The sequence below is a fragment of the Nocardia sp. Tas62D01 genome, assembly GCF_055232035.1.
The window spans coordinates 931322-948727 of the sequence record NZ_JBUYUZ010000001.1; the positions used below are offsets into that span (position 1 = coordinate 931322).

At 66.0% G+C, this 17406-nt stretch carries 17 protein-coding genes and 3 pseudogenes; 7 read left to right on the forward strand and 13 right to left on the reverse strand.

Translation table 11 applies throughout. From position 1 onward, the window contains the following. Positions 1-3: 3 nt before the first annotated feature. From ACV7NQ_RS04635 to ACV7NQ_RS04670, 8 genes are all read right to left on the reverse strand, one after another. Positions 4-1911, reverse strand: a complete 1908-nt coding sequence (locus ACV7NQ_RS04635) for an alpha-D-ribose 1-methylphosphonate 5-phosphate C-P-lyase PhnJ (RefSeq protein ID WP_463358480.1) — start codon at positions 1909-1911, stop codon at positions 4-6. Further along, positions 1908-3122, reverse strand: coding sequence for a carbon-phosphorus lyase complex subunit PhnI (locus ACV7NQ_RS04640; protein ID WP_463358481.1), 1215 nt, complete (start codon positions 3120-3122; stop codon positions 1908-1910). Before ACV7NQ_RS04640 ends, ACV7NQ_RS04635 begins: the two co-directional genes overlap by 4 nt. Before the next feature lie 8 nt (positions 3123-3130). Beyond that, positions 3131-3754, reverse strand: a complete 624-nt coding sequence (phnH, locus tag ACV7NQ_RS04645; RefSeq protein WP_463358482.1) for a phosphonate C-P lyase system protein PhnH — start codon at positions 3752-3754, stop codon at positions 3131-3133. Next, positions 3751-4209: a phosphonate C-P lyase system protein PhnG gene (locus ACV7NQ_RS04650; protein ID WP_463358483.1), complete on the reverse strand. Its 459-nt coding sequence runs from the start codon at positions 4207-4209 to the stop codon at positions 3751-3753. Before ACV7NQ_RS04650 ends, phnH begins: the two co-directional genes overlap by 4 nt. Beyond that, the gene (locus ACV7NQ_RS04655; protein WP_463358484.1) at positions 4206-4991 is read right to left on the reverse strand and encodes a GntR family transcriptional regulator; all 786 of its coding nucleotides are present in this window, start codon (positions 4989-4991) and stop codon (positions 4206-4208) included. Before ACV7NQ_RS04655 ends, ACV7NQ_RS04650 begins: the two co-directional genes overlap by 4 nt. Positions 4992-5103: 112 nt before the next feature. Further along, on the reverse strand, positions 5104-6750 hold the full coding sequence (gene phnE, locus ACV7NQ_RS04660) for a phosphonate ABC transporter, permease protein PhnE (RefSeq protein WP_463358485.1): 1647 nt from the start codon (positions 6748-6750) through the stop codon (positions 5104-5106). Positions 6751-6851: 101 nt separating this feature from the next. After that, positions 6852-7658, reverse strand: coding sequence for a phosphonate ABC transporter ATP-binding protein (gene phnC, locus ACV7NQ_RS04665; protein ID WP_463358486.1), 807 nt, complete (start codon positions 7656-7658; stop codon positions 6852-6854). Further along, a complete protein-coding gene (locus tag ACV7NQ_RS04670) occupies positions 7643-8590 on the reverse strand; it encodes a phosphate/phosphite/phosphonate ABC transporter substrate-binding protein (protein WP_463358487.1) in 948 nt (315 codons plus the stop codon). Before ACV7NQ_RS04670 ends, phnC begins: the two co-directional genes overlap by 16 nt. Positions 8591-8774: 184 nt before the next feature. On the opposite strand from ACV7NQ_RS04670, the pseudogene ACV7NQ_RS04675 reads away from it, so the two are divergent. After that, positions 8775-8983, forward strand: a pseudogene (locus ACV7NQ_RS04675) (FAD-dependent oxidoreductase); the annotation flags it as partial. A gap of 843 nt (positions 8984-9826) precedes the next feature. Here the strand turns inward: ACV7NQ_RS04675 and ACV7NQ_RS04680 are convergent. Continuing rightward, positions 9827-9994 (reverse strand): annotated as a pseudogene (locus ACV7NQ_RS04680) (DUF6444 domain-containing protein); the annotation flags it as partial. A gap of 194 nt (positions 9995-10188) precedes the next feature. On the opposite strand from ACV7NQ_RS04680, the gene ACV7NQ_RS04685 reads away from it, so the two are divergent. Beyond that, positions 10189-10608 carry a hypothetical protein gene (locus tag ACV7NQ_RS04685; protein ID WP_463358488.1) on the forward strand — a complete coding sequence of 140 codons (420 nt, stop codon included), beginning with the start codon at positions 10189-10191 and terminating at the stop codon, positions 10606-10608. Positions 10609-10958: 350 nt separating this feature from the next. On the opposite strand, the gene ACV7NQ_RS04690 is transcribed toward ACV7NQ_RS04685, so the two are convergent. The 3 genes from ACV7NQ_RS04690 to ACV7NQ_RS04700 all read right to left on the reverse strand — a co-directional run bounded on the left by ACV7NQ_RS04690 (position 10959) and on the right by ACV7NQ_RS04700 (position 12523). After that, positions 10959-11315: a DUF488 domain-containing protein gene (locus ACV7NQ_RS04690; RefSeq protein ID WP_463358489.1), complete on the reverse strand. Its 357-nt coding sequence runs from the start codon at positions 11313-11315 to the stop codon at positions 10959-10961. 299 nt (positions 11316-11614) lie between these two features. After that, positions 11615-12001 (reverse strand): cupin domain-containing protein, encoded by a 387-nt coding sequence (locus ACV7NQ_RS04695; protein WP_463358490.1) that lies wholly within the window; start codon positions 11999-12001, stop codon positions 11615-11617. Positions 12002-12157: 156 nt separating this feature from the next. Further along, positions 12158-12523: a VOC family protein gene (locus ACV7NQ_RS04700; protein ID WP_463358491.1), complete on the reverse strand. Its 366-nt coding sequence runs from the start codon at positions 12521-12523 to the stop codon at positions 12158-12160. Positions 12524-12978: 455 nt separating this feature from the next. On the opposite strand from ACV7NQ_RS04700, the pseudogene ACV7NQ_RS04705 reads away from it, so the two are divergent. From ACV7NQ_RS04705 to ACV7NQ_RS04720, 4 genes and pseudogenes are all read left to right on the forward strand, one after another. Further along, a pseudogene (locus ACV7NQ_RS04705) lies at positions 12979-13125 on the forward strand (hypothetical protein); the annotation flags it as partial. 834 nt (positions 13126-13959) lie between these two features. Beyond that, positions 13960-14250, forward strand: a complete 291-nt coding sequence (locus ACV7NQ_RS04710) for a hypothetical protein (protein ID WP_463358492.1) — start codon at positions 13960-13962, stop codon at positions 14248-14250. Positions 14251-14339: 89 nt separating this feature from the next. Next, positions 14340-14810: a Rossmann-fold NAD(P)-binding domain-containing protein gene (locus ACV7NQ_RS04715; RefSeq protein ID WP_463358493.1), complete on the forward strand. Its 471-nt coding sequence runs from the start codon at positions 14340-14342 to the stop codon at positions 14808-14810. 64 nt (positions 14811-14874) lie between these two features. Continuing rightward, positions 14875-15621 (forward strand): SDR family oxidoreductase, encoded by a 747-nt coding sequence (locus tag ACV7NQ_RS04720; RefSeq protein WP_463365539.1) that lies wholly within the window; start codon positions 14875-14877, stop codon positions 15619-15621. A gap of 135 nt (positions 15622-15756) precedes the next feature. Here the strand turns inward: ACV7NQ_RS04720 and ACV7NQ_RS04725 are convergent, their stop codons facing one another. Next, positions 15757-15879: a hypothetical protein gene (locus ACV7NQ_RS04725; RefSeq protein ID WP_463366091.1), complete on the reverse strand. Its 123-nt coding sequence runs from the start codon at positions 15877-15879 to the stop codon at positions 15757-15759. A 404-nt stretch (positions 15880-16283) separates the two neighbouring features. Here ACV7NQ_RS04725 and ACV7NQ_RS04730 point away from each other — a divergent pair, with 404 nt between their 5' ends. Next, positions 16284-17348 (forward strand): SDR family NAD(P)-dependent oxidoreductase, encoded by a 1065-nt coding sequence (locus ACV7NQ_RS04730; protein WP_463358494.1) that lies wholly within the window; start codon positions 16284-16286, stop codon positions 17346-17348. Positions 17349-17406: the final 58 nt, after the last annotated feature.

Here is a 17406-nt window from a genome sequence, read left to right on the forward strand (position 1 = left end):
CGACTACCTCCGGGCCGCGGCGACGAGCCGCTGGGTGTATGGGTGGTGCGGGTCGTGGAACAGTTGATCGGTGAGTCCCTGTTCGACCACCCGGCCCAACTGCATCACCAAGGAACGATCGGTGAGAGCGTCGATCACTGCGAAGTCGTGACTGACCACCACAGCCGCGATGTCACTTTCGGCGAGCAGGCCACGCAACAGATCCACCACGCCCGCGGCGACCGACGCGTCCAGGCCGGTGGTGGGCTCGTCGAGCAGCAGCACCGCCGGCTCGGTGGCCAGCGCCTTCGCGATCTGCACCCGCTGCCGCATGCCGCCGGAGTAGGTGTGCACCGGATCGTCCATCCGCGCCAGCGGCACCTCGACTCGATCCAGCAGTTCCGCTGCGCGCCGGCGGATGTCGTGATAGCTGCGCCAGCCGGCCGCGGTGAGCTGCTCGGCGATGTTGCCGCCGGCGGTGACCCGTAGATCCAGCCCGGCCGCCGGATCTTGGTACACCACAGCCATATCCGCGACGCGCAGCCGCCGCCGCTGAGCGGCCGGCAACCCGAACAGGTCGGTCGCCCCGTCTCCGACTCCCGCCAGCAGCACCCGCCCTGCGGTTGCCGCGATATCGCCTGCGACACAGGCCAATACAGTGGACTTGCCGGAGCCCGACTCGCCGATCACCCCGAGCGCCTCGCCGGGCGCCACGTCGAACGAAACATCCCACGCCGCCACCAACGCGCCGGTGGCGGGGCTGATCGCGGTGCCGGACTCGGGCCCGGTGCCGGGCACCGCATCGGCCCCGCCGGACCCGTACACTTTGCCGACGCCTTCCACTTTCAGCGCCCATTCCCGTTGCGGGTCAGAGGGTCTCGGCGGGCGATCGCCGAGCCGGGCATCCCCACGCACCATGGCCGAACCCCGGGACTGCCCCTCGGTGATCGTGGATCCGTGCAGCGGGTCGGTGACGACGGCGCGGACGCGCCGGGTGGGATCCGGAAGGTAGTGCAGCGGAGCGACTTCCCGGTGTGCGGCCGCATCGCTGTCGCCGTCGAGGGTGCGGCCGCACCATTCGGTGTCGCTGCACAGGTAGCCCCCGGAGGGCCCGGCGTCGACGAGGAAGACATCATCGCTGCCGCAGCGCAAGCACCGCGCGCCCGGGGTGTATTCGACCTCGAACGGCACGTCGTCGAAGGTCAGCGGTGCGACGTCGGTATAGGGCGGAACGGCGTAGATCTTCTTCTCCCGGCCCGCGCCGAACAGGTGCAACTGGGGGCTGTCGTGCAGCCGCGGCACATCCCAGCGCGGGATCGGGGTGGTGGCGATCACGTAACGGCCGGCGACCAGGGCCGGGTAGCCGGTGGTGCGGCTGATCACGCCGTTGCGCACCAGATCCTCGTACAGGCTTACCCAGATCTTGGCGTAGTCGCCCTCGGCATGCATGCGCGCGCATTCGATCACCGACTTCTCCACGCCCCGAAGCGGTTCCGGCACCGGCACCTGCAGCGAGACGATGTGGTCGCGGGTCATCGGCTGCTCCGGCAGGCGGTGGCGAGTCTGCACGACTGTCGCCTCCCGGGTGTCGGCGGTCTCCGCGCTGCCGGTGGCGGCGGTGATCATGCGGCGCAGGTTGGTGGCGTTGACACCCGCGTCGTCACCCTGATCGATCACCTTGACGATGTCGGTGGCGTCGGCCACCGCGAGAGTGATCTGCAGGCCCCCGGACCCCCAGCCGCGGGCCACCGGCATCTCGCGGGAGCCGAACGGCACCTGGTAGCCGGGCACGCACACCGCGGCCAGCACGGCACGGCGGATCTCTCGTTTGCCGCTCTCGTCGAGAATTCCGATGCTCTGCTCGGCACCGTCCAGCAGCGCGGCCAGTTTCGAATTGGATTGCTGGGCGGTTGTTTCCATGGTCGTAGTCATCGACAGTCCGCTCCGGTCGGTTCGGTGACGCGGACGGGCTCTCCGGCGTCGGCCGCAGCACGCATGGCCAGCTTGCGGTCCATCATGGATCGGAAGGTCACGTAGTGCGGCAGCTTCAGATGCTCCAGGAAGCCGCTGGAGTCCAGGCCGTCGGTGGTGAGCAGCAATACCTGCTCCAGCGGCCCGGATCGGCCGAAACGCCGGTTGGCGATGTCCAGATTGGCCATGGCGATGGCCTTGCGCTCGTTGTGCCCGAAGCAGCAGCCGTACCCGACGTCGAAGCGGGCGCGGTCCTCGTCTGCCCCGTCGAGGTCCTCGATCGCCTCCGCTTCGGTGAGCCGGAATTCGCCGATCGTCACCGGATTCCCGGTGTGCGGGTGACGGATTCGCAGCGGCAGCCGACCGTGCCGGACCTCACCCAGAGTGACCTCGTTGATGTTGCCGTCCGGCCCCAAGATCGAGCGATACCAGGTGCCGAGCAGCGTGCCGGTCTCGGCCCGCGCCATCGCGGCCAGCACCGCCGAACGCGGCGCCGGAGGCCGCACCGCGGTACGGGTGATGTCCTCCGGCTCGGCGTCGCCGTTCTCCCAGCGGTGTTCGACGGCCAAGTCGAGCTTGCGCAACAGATCCAGAAACCTTTGCGGACTACGGTTTTCGGGCTGTGCCCCGACGCCAGACCCGTCCTCGGCGCCGACGGCCCGTCGCTCGGGGACATCCGGGGCGTCGGCTCGACCGTGGTCCGCGGCAGCCGTCGGCGGTGCGTCCGCGGCGGCAGCACGAGCCGCGGGGGTGGTTTCGGTATCCGGTGGACCGTCCGGGCGTTCCAGCAGGCGACCGATGTAGTCGCCGGTGCGGCCGAGCAATTGCGGGCCGTCCGGGCTGCGGAAAGCGGGAACGATGCGGCGCAGGATCACCATCTCGTCCGGATCCACCGGTTCGCTGATCGCCAGGCGCGGCAGCCGGGAGCGGTGGGTGCGCAGCAGGTGCGCCGCCTCCAGAGTGTCGCCCTCGGCCTGACGGAAGGCGGCGGCAGCAGCGGACTCGTCGTACAGCCCGGCCTCGCCCATGATCCGGTCCACCGCGAGCCGGAAGCGCGCGATGATCTGTGCGGTGTCGGCCCACGCCGCGGGGGCGTGATCGCGGCTGTGCCGCACCAGTTTCTCAGCGGCCAGAATCGCGTTGAGGCCGCCGCGGGCACCCGAATATCCCATTGATGTGCTTACCTTTCCTCGATCACGGTGGTGCGGGGCAGCCCGAGGGCCCACCCGTCGCCGTCCACCAGCAGCACGTCGACACCTGCGGGGTAATCGGCCACCGTCTCCGCGCGTGCGGCCACGAAGTCCGCCGGAATCCCTTGCGGGGCAATGGTTTCCGAACCGTCCACACCGGGACCGGTAAGCCGCCAAGTGCGGGTGCCGCCAGCGAGGGCGGGCACCCCCAGCATCACCAGCGCACCCGCCTCCGGCCGGGGTGCACTGCCACGGCACATCCCCCGCAACTCGTGGCCGGTAATATTCCGCAGCGCTGCGACGAATTTCGCCTTCTCCGCACCCACCGCGGGCGCATCGGTGGCGATGCGAGCGGCCTCTGGCCACCGGGGGTCCGCATCCAGTACGCAGATCCCGGTTCCGAGGTCGGCCAATGCCAGCAATGGCAGCAACACCGGTGGTACCTCGGTCTCCGGCAATCGGACAACCGTCCCCGGCCGCGCCAGAGCATCCAGTACCGCCCGGAAAGTTCGGTGCGCGTGGGCCGGCAGCCGGGCCGCCGCAGCCGCGATCACGGCCTGCGCCCCGGACCCGTCGACGACCATGCTGGCAGGCTCGACAGCAGCCCCGCTCATGCCAGTACCTCGAATTCCACCACAGTGGGCGCCAATTCGGCCCACTCCTGCTGTTCGCGTACCACCTGGGCCGCAGCGACCCGATCGCACAGGGCGTGCACGTCGGCGGCATGCGGGCGGGTGGCCTGCACCTCGGCGTCGAGAATTGCGGCGGCCAGCACCGCGGCGCGGTCGTCGCCGAGCCGCATCGCCCAGCCACGCACCCCGGTCAGCTCGACCTCGGCACGGCAGGCAAGCACGTCCCCGAGCAGAAAGCGATCCTGGGCGACCGGTTCGCGAACCTGCACCGTCACGCAACCGGTTTCGGCCCCGACCAGCACCCGCACCGCGGGATCATCCGCAAGGCAGACGTCGGCCAGCGCGATCAGCTCGGCCGACTCGGCAGCGGCCAGCAGTGCACATCGTTGCTCGCGGGTGCGAGGTGCCGGAATCTTTTCCGGCCGTGGGGAAGTCACTGTTCCTCCTGGTTGTCGGGACGGACGTCGGTGAGATGCGGGCCGATCGGTGATGAGGCGGAGATGTGCTGTTTGTCGCCCAGTTCGACCACCACACGCACCCCGTCGGAACGGGTCCAGGCCTCGCTGAACAGCAGCACCCGGTCGTCGGTGGCGTCGCGGCTGACACTTTCGACGTGCCACACCGGAATTCCGGCATCAATGCCCAGTTCGGCCGGGACCGCAGGCGGCGGCACGTCCATGCTGACCCGGCACCATGAGCGCACCGGCTCCACCCGGCCCAGCTCCCGCAGCGCCAGCTCCAGCGACTCCACGGTGCGCAGGGCACAGTCCAGGTCGGCGGCCACCTGCACGGGAATCCATTCCTGAATCCAGCTGGTTGGCAGGTCATCGATGTAGCAGAGCCGGGTCACGTGGTGCATCGGCGTGCCTGCGGGCAATTCCAGCAGTGGCGTCAGCTCCGGCGGCAGCGGTGCCCGCTCGGTCACCCGGACCAGGGCGCGGGGTGTGGCGCCGGCGGCTCGCACCGTGGCGCTCCACGACGGACGCCGATGATGCGAGATCACGTAATCGATGCGGCGATTGACGAAGGTGCCCGCACCCTGCACTCGCCGCACGACCAGTCGCCGTTCCAACTCCTGCAGCGCCGACCGGGACGCCGCCCGGCCGACCCCGAACCGGGCGGCGATGTCGTGTTCGCTGGCCACCCGGTTGCCAGGCCCGGACCCGGCCAGTTCGGCCGCCAATTGGTCTGCGATCTGTAGATACCGTGTGGATTTCACATACAACACGATGTCCTGACGGCTTGTCCGGACAACTGCCCTGCGGCGAATCCGGCCGTTCACTGAGGTGAACATTCGAGACAGTTGTATCGAATTCGCCCCGGCACGACGGTCACGCCAGCAGGCGCCGCAGCCAGGCCGCGAGTCCCTCGATCGCGAGTACCACCGCGAACACCAGCAGCAGCACGGTCGTCACCACGCCGAATTCCAGGACGCGAGCGGCGTTCTGCAGCTCGTAGCCGATGCCGCCCGCACCAACGATGCCGAGCAGGGTCGCCGCCCGGACGTTCACATCCAGCTGATACAGCACCTGCCCGATCAGCGCGGGCGCCGCCTGCGGCACCGTGGCCGACCAGAACACCTGCCAGCGCCCGGCGCCGGTGGCCCGCAGCGCCTGCTCCGGCCCGCGATCCACCTCTTCGAGCGAGTCGGCGACCAGTTTGCCGAGCAATCCGATCACGCCTACCGCGAGCGCGAGCGCCCCGGCCTGCGCGCCGAGCCCGGTGATCACCACGAACACGATGGCCAGCACCAATTCCGGGACCCCGCGCACGGCCACGATCGCGCCACGCGCCGCCCGTCTCGCCCACGGTGTAGGCGCCACATTCGCCGCGGCCAGCGCACCGAGCGGCAGCGCCGCGATCGCGCCGATGAGGGTGCCGGCCAGCGCGATCTGCACCGTCGTCCACAGGTCGCCGAACAAGGCGGGCAGCATGCCGCCGGGCGCGGCGGGCGGCCAGAACAGCTTCAACGTCTGCGGAATGCGACCCACACCGGCGATGATCTGCCCGAGCGACAGGCCCGCGCCGCGGACGGCGGCGACGATCAGGGCGAGCGTCACCGCGCCGTAGCACCAGCGGCGGATGCGCTGCCACGGCCATTCCGGCGCGAACCGGCCGCCCGCGCGCGACGGTGTCCCCGGCTGTAGCAGCGCCCGGCGGATAGTGCCGGACACGATCTCCACCACGACACACAGCGTCAGCACCACCAACGCCAATGCCATGCCCTGCCGATAGTCCAGTTGGCGGATATTCGCGGCGATCGCGTAACCGAGCCCGTCGACGCCGACGAAACCCAGCACCACCGACACCCGCAAGTTGATGTCGAACCGATGCAGCGCGACCGCGACGAACGCGGGAAGCACCTGCGGCAGCACGCCGGAGATCAGCTCCTGCACCGGGCCGCTGCCAGAGGCCAGCACCGCATGCCGCGGCCCCTCGTCGATCTGCTCGATGGCATCTGCATACAGCTTGGCCACCATGCCGACCGAATGCAGCCCCATCGCGAGCACTCCGGTGAGCGCGCCGAGCCCGAAAATGCGGAAGAACACGATCGCCAGCACCACGTCCGGAACGGCCCGCGCGGCCACGATCAACCCGCGCGCCCCGGTCCGCCCAGCCCACGACCGGTCGACATTGCGGGCCGCCAGCACCGCCACCGGCAGGCTGAGTACCACCGACAGCAGCGTGGCGAGGGCGACCATGGCCAGCGTCCGCCCGGTCAGGCGCGCGATCTCCCCGATCGGCGGGAACTCCAGCGGCAGCATGCGGTGTACGAAATCGACTGCGTTGCCGACACTTCCGGACATGGACTGTGGATCGATCCCGAGGCTCCCGAGTGCGAGCGCCCCCGCCACCACCAGGACGAGCACGACGGCTGCGGCGACAATGCTGGTACTGCTCGGCCGCACGAGCGTCCGGCCGGCGCCGGATGCCGGTTGCGCGGCCGTCGTCGCCCGGGATGCGTCGACCGTGCTCATCGCGCCCTCCGGGACACCTACGGGACCGTCGGCTGCCGTGGCCGGGCCGAGGCGCGCTCGCGTGCCGGGACCCGGCGACGCCATCCGCTGGGATCGTCGGCTCACCGCACCGCCGCGTAGGTCGGCATAGTCGCCGCGGCCACCACGGATGCCGCGGTGGAACCGGCCTGGCCGGCATAGAGCGCGAGCACCGCGGAGTGATCCAGCTCCGCGGCCGGCCTGTCGAGCACGACCTGGCCGGAACGTAGACCGATCACCCGATCGGCCCAGGACAGCGCCAGGTCCACATTGTGCAAGCTGCACAGGACGGTGAGGCCGCGTTCGGCGGCGATCTCCCGGATCAGCGCCATCACCTGGGATGCCGACTCCGGGTCCAGGGAAGCGACCGGTTCGTCGGCGAGCAGCACGTCCGGATGCTGCATCAGCGCCCGCGCCACCGCGACCCGCTGCTGCTGGCCGCCGGACAACGTGTCCGCGCGGTGAAAAGCCTTGTCCGCCAAGCCGACCCGATCCAAATGCCGCAGTGCCTCACGCCGCACAGCGCGCGGATAGGAGATCAGGCCCAGCCGAGGCCCGTGCAGCCGACCGAGCGCGCCGGTGCACACGTTCTCCAGCACGCTCAGCCTGCCGACCAGATGAAACTGCTGGAATACGAAACCGATGCGCCGTCGCAAGTGCCGCAGACGCCGTCCGCGCGCGGCCGCGAGCTCGGTGCCCAGCACCCGCACCACGCCCGAGCCCGCCGGCTGCAGGCCGTCCACGTGCCGCAGCAGCGTGGACTTCCCGGAACCGGACGAACCCAACAGCACGGTGATCTCGCCCGCCGACATTTCGAACGAAACATCGTTCAGCGCAATAACATCCCCGAACCGGGTGGTGACCCGGTCGAAGGTTACGACGGCAGACACTGCTTGTCCTTTGTCGCGTCGCACACGGCGCGGATGCCGTTGTAGAACGAATCGTCCACCGGCGCATAGCCCCACACCGTCGAGTCGCCGATGGTGCACTTGTCGGCGCAGAATCCGTTGGCCTTCAGATAGTCCACGTTGGCTTTGTCCTGGAACGCCTTCGTGATGGCGGTGCGCAGCGCAGGATCCAGATCATCGGACACCGCCACCGGGTTGCCGGCGATGGTATCCGACTTCGACACCACGGTCAGCTGGCCCGGGGCCAGCTGACCCTTGTCGATGAGGGTGTGGTCGACCATGGAGTCCGAGGCGAACCCGGCGTCGCACTGACCGTGCGCCACCGACAGGGCGGAGGCATCATGCCCGCCGGCCATCACTGGGGTGATGTCACGATCGGGGTTGATTCCGGCCTTGATCAATGCGGCCTTGGGGTATAGGTAGCCGGAGGTGGAAGCGGGGTCGACGAAGCACACCTTCTTGCCCTTGAACCCGGCCAGATCCTTGATCGGCGACCCAGTCGGCACGATGCCGTAGGAGTAGTAGCCAGGGATGGCGCCTTTGGCGGTGACCTGCGCGGCAACGGGGCTGGTCTTCACACCCGAGGTGCGGGCTAGCACATAGGAGAACGGCCCGTACTGGGCGATGTCGACCTTGCCGGCGCGCTGCGCCTCGATAATGGCGGCGTAGTCGGTGGCCTTTTGGAACTTGATCTTCTTACCGGTCTCTTTCGCCAGCAGATCCGTGATGGGCTTGTAGCTCTGCTCCAGCGCGCTGGACTCCTCGGCCGGTACCGCGGCGAACACCAGGGTGTCCGGATTGCGGGTGCCGCCGTTCGCGCTGGTCGACGAGCTGCTGCTGCAGCCGACAACGGAGAGGGTGGCCGACGCGGTCACGGCCAGCGCGATCAGCACGCGCTTGGTGAAGGGGGACATGGGATCGGTTGCTCCTCGAGTCGGGGCGCCGCGGCATATTCAGCAGCCGGCACTTGGACGAGCCTGAAACTCCTAGATTCAGCCGAGGCAACGTGTTGGTTACCGGAAGACCAACACCACCGGTCGGTTAGCCTCACACGACCGGACAACGCGGCTCGCTGGTCGCATCCGGTCGGACCGACCGTTTCTGTTCCGCACCCAGGAACCGCTCGACTACCACCTCCGAGACACCGCCCGGCAAAAAGAGATGCTCCGCGAGGCATTCGCCGAGCTTGCACCGCAGGTGGACCGCTGGCTGACAAACTGGACCGCACCCCGGTCTTCTACTTCGACTCGATCACCCAACTGCGCACCGACAGCTGGTGCCGCGGTCGCGTCACGCTGGTCGGTGAGCAACAGACATTTGGGGTTCGATTCGGGGTTGCAACCGATACCGGGGTACAGGCCTACCGTGGCTTTATGACGGTGAACAGTATTGATGGTGATTGGGTACAAGCGGCCTGCAGGCGGTGTCAGGATAAATAACGCACACCTCGCTGATCGCACTGGCCGGTAACTCTGTCAGGAAGGTGCCGTCATCGCCTCCATGGTCGTGGGATTGTCCGCCGAACTCGCCACTGGACTGGCGGCGAGCTCTTCGCAGACCCCTGATGTACCGGCATATAGCCAGACCGGCGTATGGATCGGGACGGGACTGTTCATCGTCATACTTCTGGCGGTAACGGTTTGGGTTGTGGTCAGCAGTCGGCGTGGGAGTGCTGGTCGCGGTCGGTCCAATCCAAGGTGGTCTGAGCGCCTCCGTCGTCGGCGGAAACGATAGGGTCCGGCAGGTTGGTCGCGCGATACGGGCTCTTGTCAGCCGGCTGGCGTGCGAGCTTTCATCGGTCAGCCGCGGCCGAGTTGGATGGCTTTGACCAGCAGCAGGATGGCGCCGACGATGAGGTAGCCGCGCAGGGCAAGCATCCCGAGTTTTGTTCCGGCCGACCAGGTTACGGGTTCGAGCAGGGTCAGCGGCGGCATCCGCCAGCGGTCCTTCTCGGTGGCGTCGATGACGGGCGCGAGCTGTATCGGTGGTGTAGGGGCACGGCGTTGTAGCCATTTCAGGGCCGCGGTCGTGAGGATCGCGAGGACGACCATCGCGAGTGCGACTGCCGCAGGCTGCGGCCCCCAAGGCCAGGTTGGCCACCGGCTTGCGGCCCGACCGTTGACGCAGCGACTTCGGCGACGGCTTGCACAGCCCTCGCTACCCAGCGGCTTCGACGAATTCTTCGAGTTCATACTCAGCCGGCGTTCCAGCTCCGCGATACCGGTGTTCTGCTCAACGATCCGGGCCTTCAACGCGGCTATCTCCGCAACCTGTGCAACCACCAACTCGGCAAGTCGCTCATAGGTCGGCTGCGGCATGAACACACTGTGCCACAACGCAATACGCCAGACACGACGCCACGCCGGCCAGACCGTGACCAATTACAATTTTCCTTTCCCTTGCCCGGCGGTATACGGGATTCGAGATACACATTCGTCTCATCTTGTCGTTCAAGTGCACTACGAGCTATAATAGTATTTGTGGATATGTTAGGAAAAGAAAGGAAAGGATCATGACGAAGATTTCGGAAAAGGTGCAAGAACTTAAAGACCATGCAGCGCACGCGGAGAAGGAGATAGCGGCGGCTCAGAAAGAAACTGAGAAGAAAATGGATGCCGCTATCGACTCCGCCAAAGCGGAGGCAAAAGTCAGGCAGGATAAATTCAAGACGAATGTCGCAGCGAGGAAGGCTGCCGCGGCTTCCGACTGGGAAACACTCCAGACGGAGCATAACAAGCGGGTCGAGAAAATCAAGAACACTATTGCGACCAAGAAAGACACTCACGACCTGAATGTCGCAAATCGCCGAGCCGATGACGCGGAGGGCTATGCCTCGGCTTCGATCGACTACGCCTTGATGGCAATTGACGACGCTGAGATCGCCACCCTGGAAGCCCTTGACGCTCGGTCTTATGCAGAATCGTTGACCTAGCCTCGTCTAATGTTGGTCGTCCCGGCAGTCCGCCCAATCGCGAAAAGGCACTCAGATCCAGGAGGCCGGGCGCAACGATGACCGCGAGAACCGTGAAGGTCTCGTATGCCAACAAACCCCAGAAGCTGATCGCTACGACAACCAAGGCGGTGTAGATCAATGCACCCGTCGTGGCCGGCGTGATTTCAATCCCGCCTATCCGCGCGACGACGTGGCCAGTCGAGTTCTTCGCGAAGCTTGTCATCGCTGCCGGCGTGAGCGTTGCCGCGCCCATGATGTGCTGGACATCGACGCCACGCACGAGCAGCGCGTCAGCAACGAGGCAACGGTGGCACCGCCAGAAAACGGCCTCAGCGCACATGATGACGGTCGCGGTCCGCGGCCAGCGCGATGAGCTCCTCGATCGCCTCCTCGAACGAGGGCGTCTGCATGTAGTCGGCGTACCCGCGGAAGGACGTGTTGCGCCATCCGGTGTTGATCGAATCTTTTGCCGGCTTACGTAGTCCGCCGAGCCCCGGCAGCGGCCGGTAGTCGATACCGGCCGCGGCCAGCGACCGCGCGAGCCGGTCGATGTGGAACTGTGGGTTGTGCCGGGACTTGGGCACCGTTCGTATGTCTGCCACCAGACCGATGTCGAAATGCTTCAGCAGCCCAATGAACTCCTCGACGGAGTGGGTGGAGTGGCCGGTGGTGTAAACGGTCGACATGGCACTCCCGGCGGTTGCTCATACTGTCGGTTTCGGGCGATCGGCGCGCGGACCCGACTGGTCACAGTCCGGCAAGGTCTCGGGCCGACCTCAGCACGTCGTCGAGCATCGGCACCGTCAGTCCTCCGGTGAGGTGTGCTGCCGGCTCGGGTGGGTAGCACCCGACAAGGGTCAACTGTCGCGCACTCGACAGCTGCGCACCCGGAACCTGTAGCTCGACCCGGGCGCCGGGAATGTGGACCTCATGGTAGGTGGCCTGCCGGATGCCCGCGAACGTGTCGTGGTCGTGTGTTCTTCTGTCATGAGCCGCACCGTCGAATCCGATGTGGGTGGTCGTCAGCCGCTGGCTCGGCGGGGATGTGCATGCCGACGGTGAGCAGCACGGTGGCATCCACCAGCGCTTCGAGGGTGTGGCAGGAGTCGGGCACGATCAGCAGATCGCCGACCATGCCGTCCCACGAGTTGTGGCCGACGATCAACCGGACACGCCCGTTGAGCACGTAGACGGTCGCGTCCCTTGGGCTATCGCGCTCCTCGAGTGCCTGACCGGCGACGATGGAGATCAGGGTCTGGCGCAGCACATGCTCGTGCCCGCCGTACACGGTCTGGGCACGGCGGCCACTCGACGCAGTACGTGCCACCTGAAGTTGCTCGCGCGCCAAGGCCGTCAACGACATCTTCTCCATTCCGCGCCTCCCTTTTCGGTTCGCTGTCTATATGGTCCGGCGGTAGCTTCGTGGTCCTCGTTGTAGCCGCCGCCGAGCGGGGAGAATCCGCCACGAACTCGTGCCTTCGGACGCGCTGATGCTGCCGCCGGGTAATGAACGAGCCGCCAGCGGCCGTCACCGAAACCGTTCGTCGATGACCTCCCGCGGAAGCTGTTCGGGAGACGGGTAGGCGACCAGCACGCGAATTTCGTCCGGGTCGGCGCCAGCGACGAAACTGATCCCGTTCAGCGTGTCCGAGTACGTACTGGGGTAGTGGGCCCGCAGCCGCTGTTCGATCCGCTGCAGTTCTTCATCGCTGCTGACGGACCAAATGATCTGCTCGACGCCGATATAGCCGATGCAGCGCTTTTTGATCGCCTCATGCGAGCGTAAGTACATCTGGAAGCCATCGGGCGTCAAGAGAAGCGCCGCGCCCGGTTCGTGAATCGATACACGGCATCCGAACACATCACAGTAGAAATTCACGTCGGAGACTCGCATCAAACACGACGCGACCGTTGCTTTGGTACCCATCGGTTCCCTTTCGCAAGCCAGACGAGAATCCTTACGTTACTGTTGCGCAGCGTCTCCAGTGTGAGTACGTCACGCGCGAGGCTACACAACCGACAGCCCGCGATCGATCGGCCGTCGACGCCACCGCGATGCGCACGGGGAGAAACCTTCACCAATGCTGCGAACTCATCGATGATCAAGGATGACCTTACCCGCCACAAGCGGGGTAGGTTGACGGTGCCACAATAAGTTCGACCTATCCGCCATGCCGGACATGGTGGCAGCGGGCACCGAACTGGTGTGGTGACGCCCGACTCGCTCGAATACCGCGATTTGCACGTGCTTGATCCGGCTGCTCTTCAGCTCGCACCGCAGCAATTGACACCGTCGACATCACCGCTCCACGAATTCGACACGTAGGCAGAAGAATTCGCCAGAGTTGCGTGTATGGATCGCTCGGCCGCGGCGGCACGGTCTATTTCGCCGCCAAGAGCGACCTGTCGACCCTGTTGGAGGACCTGGCGCTGGTGCGCCCGACCGACTTGACCTTCGTGCCGAGAATGGCGAACACCCGCATGTCCGATGCGGGCGCCGGCTGACCGCATGCTGTACCCAGAGCCAGCATGACGGTGGCCGGCCGGTACCGGCGACACCAGATCTCGCCTTGCATCGCCGTGACAAGACCGGTCTCCCGGCCGCACAACGAACATCGTGCCCCGACGGTGCCCAGCACATGACGGACAACTCCGCATGCACCGCTTACCCCGGACGACTGAAGGAGAGCGCTATGCCAGCGCGACGCCACACCGACCTGGTCCGGCTCGATCCATTCATCCTCGGCGACACCGCGACTCCGCCAGGGATTCGGGGGAAATTCTTCGACCGGCTGGAAACCACCGACGCCGAAGTCGTCCAGCTCTGCGGCGCCGACCGCGTCGTCATCTCCTCCTCACACAAGAGGGAGCCGACCAGATCAGAGGCCTCGAGTACGTCCTGGACGCCGAGCCATATACGCCTAGCTAGACCTCCCAGGCCGCGGTGCCGGATCGGCGGAGACGAGCGTGGCGACGGGAACGCTGTACCGGTATCGAAGCCTGAGAAACCCAACAGGCAGACGTCAGAAAGCCCTCTACGGGTTCCAACCTGACGCAGCTTGCCACTGCGGAGCACGCGGCGTTGAGGTTGACCCCAACATGACGCCGCAGGGCTCGAATTCATCGACTTCTGACAGACACATTCCGCCACCTGTTTGCTGGTGGGATGCTGTAGACGCGGCAAGGTAGTCGACCGCTCGTGCCCACGGCCGCGGGAATGGGCGGGATCGACTTCGGGCCGCCGCAGTGAACACGACTTCGGACATCAGTGCAATCGACCTCTATGAACCCCCGGCATGCCCGGGTGACACGCCGTGAAGGGTGAGAACCATGAAGCTCATAGTCATCGGCGGTACCGGACGGATCGGCTCCCAGGTGGTGCAGAAGCTGACCGCGGTCCGACATGAGGCCGTCCCCGCGGCACTGCCCACAGGTGTCGCCCTGATCTCGCGGAAAGGCCTGGACCAGGCGTTGGAGGGCGCCAGCCTCGCGCAGGTCGCAGGCCACCCTGCCACAACACTCCAGCCGCCCGCCCGGCGCCTTCCTGAGCTGCGCACCATTCCCCGGTCGCGGGCAGGCACGATTCGCAAGGAGGCCGACGAACATGACGAAGAACGATGACCGCCCTTCCTGATCACCGGCGCAACGGGGAACACGGGGAAAACCACCGTGCGATCAGCTGGTGGTGGGGCCGCCAGGGAGACGAGGGCGTGCTCCGCCTGCCGTTCGGAAACGGCCGTCACGCTCCCGTCGCCGGGATTGATCAGGCATACGTGATCGCCGCCATCCTCGAGAAGCCGGAGCCGCACGATCGCCAGGCATATCCTCTGCACGGCCCGGTTGAGATGGACCACTACGGGATCGCCAAGGCGGTTTCGCGAGCACTCAGGATCCCCGTCACGTACGAACCCATCAGCGTCGAGGAGTTCGCGGACGGGTTGGCTTCCCTGGGGGTGTCGTCCCACCTGATCCAGCACCTGAGCAATGTCGCCATCGACTACCAGAACGGCATCTTCCAGGGCACGAATAACCTCATCGAGGTCATCGGCAATCGCTCCCCCATGACCGTAGAGCAGTTCGTCATCGACAGGAGGCACGACTTCGATCGCGACGGTGCGAACTTCGTGCCTCCGAAGTCGGCATCGAAAAGTTCATCACGACATATCACAACATGCGACTGAAAACCACTTTGACGACAACTCCTCTCGAATCGCGCTCCCAATGACGCAGAACGGAGACATCATCATGGACCAGCTCATCAACAAGACCGCACTCGTCACCGGGGGGACCTCTGGTATCGGACTCGCGACCGCGCAGCGGATGGCAGCCGAGGGCGCACACGTCTTCATCACGGGCCGCAACCAGCAGACAGTTGATGAGGCCGCCGCGTCAATAGGGGTCGCGGCCGCAGGCATTCGGAGCGACGTCACCAACCCGACCGATCTGGACAACATCGTCGACGTGGTCACGGCCTACGGACACGGGCTGGACATCGTGTTCGCGAACGCTGGCGGCGGCGAAGTCGCCACGCTGCCCGACACTACAACCGAGCACTTCCTCGCCACGTTCAACCGCAACGTTGGCGGCACGGTGTTCACTGTGCAAAAGGTCTTGCCGATCCTTAAACCAGGTGCCTCGATCATCCTGTCGGGGTCCACCAACGCCTACAGCGGCATGCCTGCCTTCGGCGCATATTCCGCATCGAAGGCGGCGATCCGGTCGTTCGGTCGGACCTGGGCGGCCGAACTCGTCGACAAACAGATCAGGGTGAACACAGTCGTGCCCGGGCCAGTGGAAACACCCGGACTCAAGGGCGCAGCGCCAGCTGGCCACGAACAAGAGTTTCTCGATGGCCTGGCCGCACCGGTGCCGATGCGGCGAGTCGGACGACCGGAGGAAATTGCCGCGGCGGTGCTGTTCCTCGCGTCGGACGAAAGCAGTTTCATGACAGGAGCAGAACTCTTCGTCGACGGAGGTCTAAAGCAGGTCTGACCGTCTCATGCCGGTTCTACGGGGACCCGTTGGCACCCTGATTGTGGTCGGCGGCGGTGTTGGCTCCGGCGTTACCGGGCCGCAGCATCATTGCGGCTGGTTCGCCGGTGCCGTCGGCGCCGTGGTCGACGAACGCTAACAGCGGGTGGAAACCGAAGCCGCGGGCTTGCGCCACGGCGCCAGTGCCGCCGACAACCACCGCTCCAACCCGGTTTCGGCGACCGTGCGCAGCAACGCCACCGTCCCCGCCTGCGACATACCCCGAACACCCCCGAACCATCTCCGTCAACTGCCAGCGACGGATACCACGACGTAGACTTGCTCACCGAAAAGGTGCTCCTGCAACTGCGACATTCAATTTTAAACAAGTCGAATTATCGCAGCTCAGAGCACCTTTTCCTGATTCCGACATACAGTGTCTGAACCACACTGAATGGCCGAGGCTAGGCGCCTCGGCGCCCTGCCGATTCTCGACTGCGCTTTTCGATCTCGACGGAACGCTCACCGATTCTGCCCCGGGTATTCTGGCCGGCTTTCGACACGCATTGGCCACCGTTGAGCACCCGGCGCCCGGACAAAGCAAAGGGCAAGCGCTACACAACACCAAAAGCATGACGCCATGAAAATCCAATTAGGTCTGATCAAGAGCCGGCGCCAGCGATGTGCTGGCCTCCCCCGACAACCCTGAGCAGTTCGGTGCGCGGATCCGGGAGCTGACCGGAGGTACCGGGGTGGCGGCGGTGTATGACGGGATCGGCGCGACGACGTTCGACGCCAGCCTGGCCCGACGCTGGTGTTTGGTGCGGCCGGGCCGGGCCGATTGCCCGCCGGTCGACCCGCAGCGACTGAACTGGGCCGGATCGGTGTACCTGACGCGGCCTACACTGAGCAATGACAACACACGTCCGATCCGGGAAAAGGTGTTCGTCATGATCGAACCCGGCAGTACTGCAATGGTGACAGGGGCCAGCAGCGGCATCGGGGAGCAGTTCGCCCGTCAATTAGCGGCGCGCCGCGTGAACGTTGTGCTGGTGGCCCGAAACGAGGTTCGGCTGCAGTCCTTGGCCGATCAACTGAAAACGGCACATCCGGGTGTGGGAAGCACCGTTATTCCAGCGGATCTCTCGGTTTCACCGGCCGTGGCCGGGCTAGCCGAAAAGCTGGTCGCGGCGGGGGTGACGGTGGATATGTTGGTGAACAACGCCGGATTCGGGTCGCATGATCTGTTCGTCGATGAAGATCCGGACAATGTTGCGCGCGAGATTCAACTCAACTGCGGTTCACTGGTCGCGTTGACCGCACGGCTGCTGCCGGGCATGCTTGCCCGCGGCCACGGCGGAGTGCTGAACGTGGCCTCAACGGCCGCGTTTCAGCCGGTGCCGACGATGGCCGTCTACGCGGCGTCGAAGGCGTTCGTGCTCTCGTTCACCGAAGCACTCTGGGACGAGACAAGGGGATCCGGAGTACGGGTCTTGGCGCTGTGTCCCGGAGCCACCGAGACGCGCTTCTTTGAAGCTGCGGGCAGGGAGTTTATGACCCACGGACGCCAAACCCCCGAACACGTGGCGGCAGTCGGGTTGCGCGCCTTCGATTCCGGCCGCGGTCCTTCGGTCGTCTCCGGCCTGGCAAACCGGATGCTCGCCAGTGGCTACCGGATCATGCCACGCGCCGCGATGGTGCGGCTGGCACGAACGAATGTGCGCCCTGCGCACACATCGCCAGCATGAATCGATTGGAGTCGCTGCATGCCCGGATCCGCGCACATGCGCGGCCCGAACCGGCCCG

What these genes read in the sequence shown, in the direction of transcription:
- ACV7NQ_RS04635 (WP_463358480.1), bottom strand. Translation starts at nt 1,911, where the DNA reads ATGACTACGACCATGGAAACAACCGCCCAGCAATCCAATTCGAAACTG.
- ACV7NQ_RS04640 (WP_463358481.1), bottom strand. Translation starts at nt 3,122, where the DNA reads ATGGGATATTCGGGTGCCCGCGGCGGCCTCAACGCGATTCTGGCCGCT.
- phnH (WP_463358482.1), bottom strand. Translation starts at nt 3,754, where the DNA reads ATGAGCGGGGCTGCTGTCGAGCCTGCCAGCATGGTCGTCGACGGGTCC.
- phnE (WP_463358485.1), bottom strand. Translation starts at nt 6,750, where the DNA reads ATGAGCACGGTCGACGCATCCCGGGCGACGACGGCCGCGCAACCGGCA.
- ACV7NQ_RS04670 (WP_463358487.1), bottom strand. Translation starts at nt 8,590, where the DNA reads ATGTCCCCCTTCACCAAGCGCGTGCTGATCGCGCTGGCCGTGACCGCG.
- ACV7NQ_RS04685 (WP_463358488.1), top strand. Translation starts at nt 10,189, where the DNA reads ATGACGAAGATTTCGGAAAAGGTGCAAGAACTTAAAGACCATGCAGCG.
- ACV7NQ_RS04690 (WP_463358489.1), bottom strand. Translation starts at nt 11,315, where the DNA reads ATGTCGACCGTTTACACCACCGGCCACTCCACCCACTCCGTCGAGGAG.
- ACV7NQ_RS04695 (WP_463358490.1), bottom strand. Translation starts at nt 12,001, where the DNA reads ATGGAGAAGATGTCGTTGACGGCCTTGGCGCGCGAGCAACTTCAGGTG.
- ACV7NQ_RS04700 (WP_463358491.1), bottom strand. Translation starts at nt 12,523, where the DNA reads ATGCGAGTCTCCGACGTGAATTTCTACTGTGATGTGTTCGGATGCCGT.
- ACV7NQ_RS04710 (WP_463358492.1), top strand. Translation starts at nt 13,960, where the DNA reads ATGAAGCTCATAGTCATCGGCGGTACCGGACGGATCGGCTCCCAGGTG.
- ACV7NQ_RS04720 (WP_463365539.1), top strand. Translation starts at nt 14,875, where the DNA reads ATGGACCAGCTCATCAACAAGACCGCACTCGTCACCGGGGGGACCTCT.
- ACV7NQ_RS04725 (WP_463366091.1), bottom strand. Translation starts at nt 15,879, where the DNA reads ATGTCGCAGGCGGGGACGGTGGCGTTGCTGCGCACGGTCGCCGAAACC.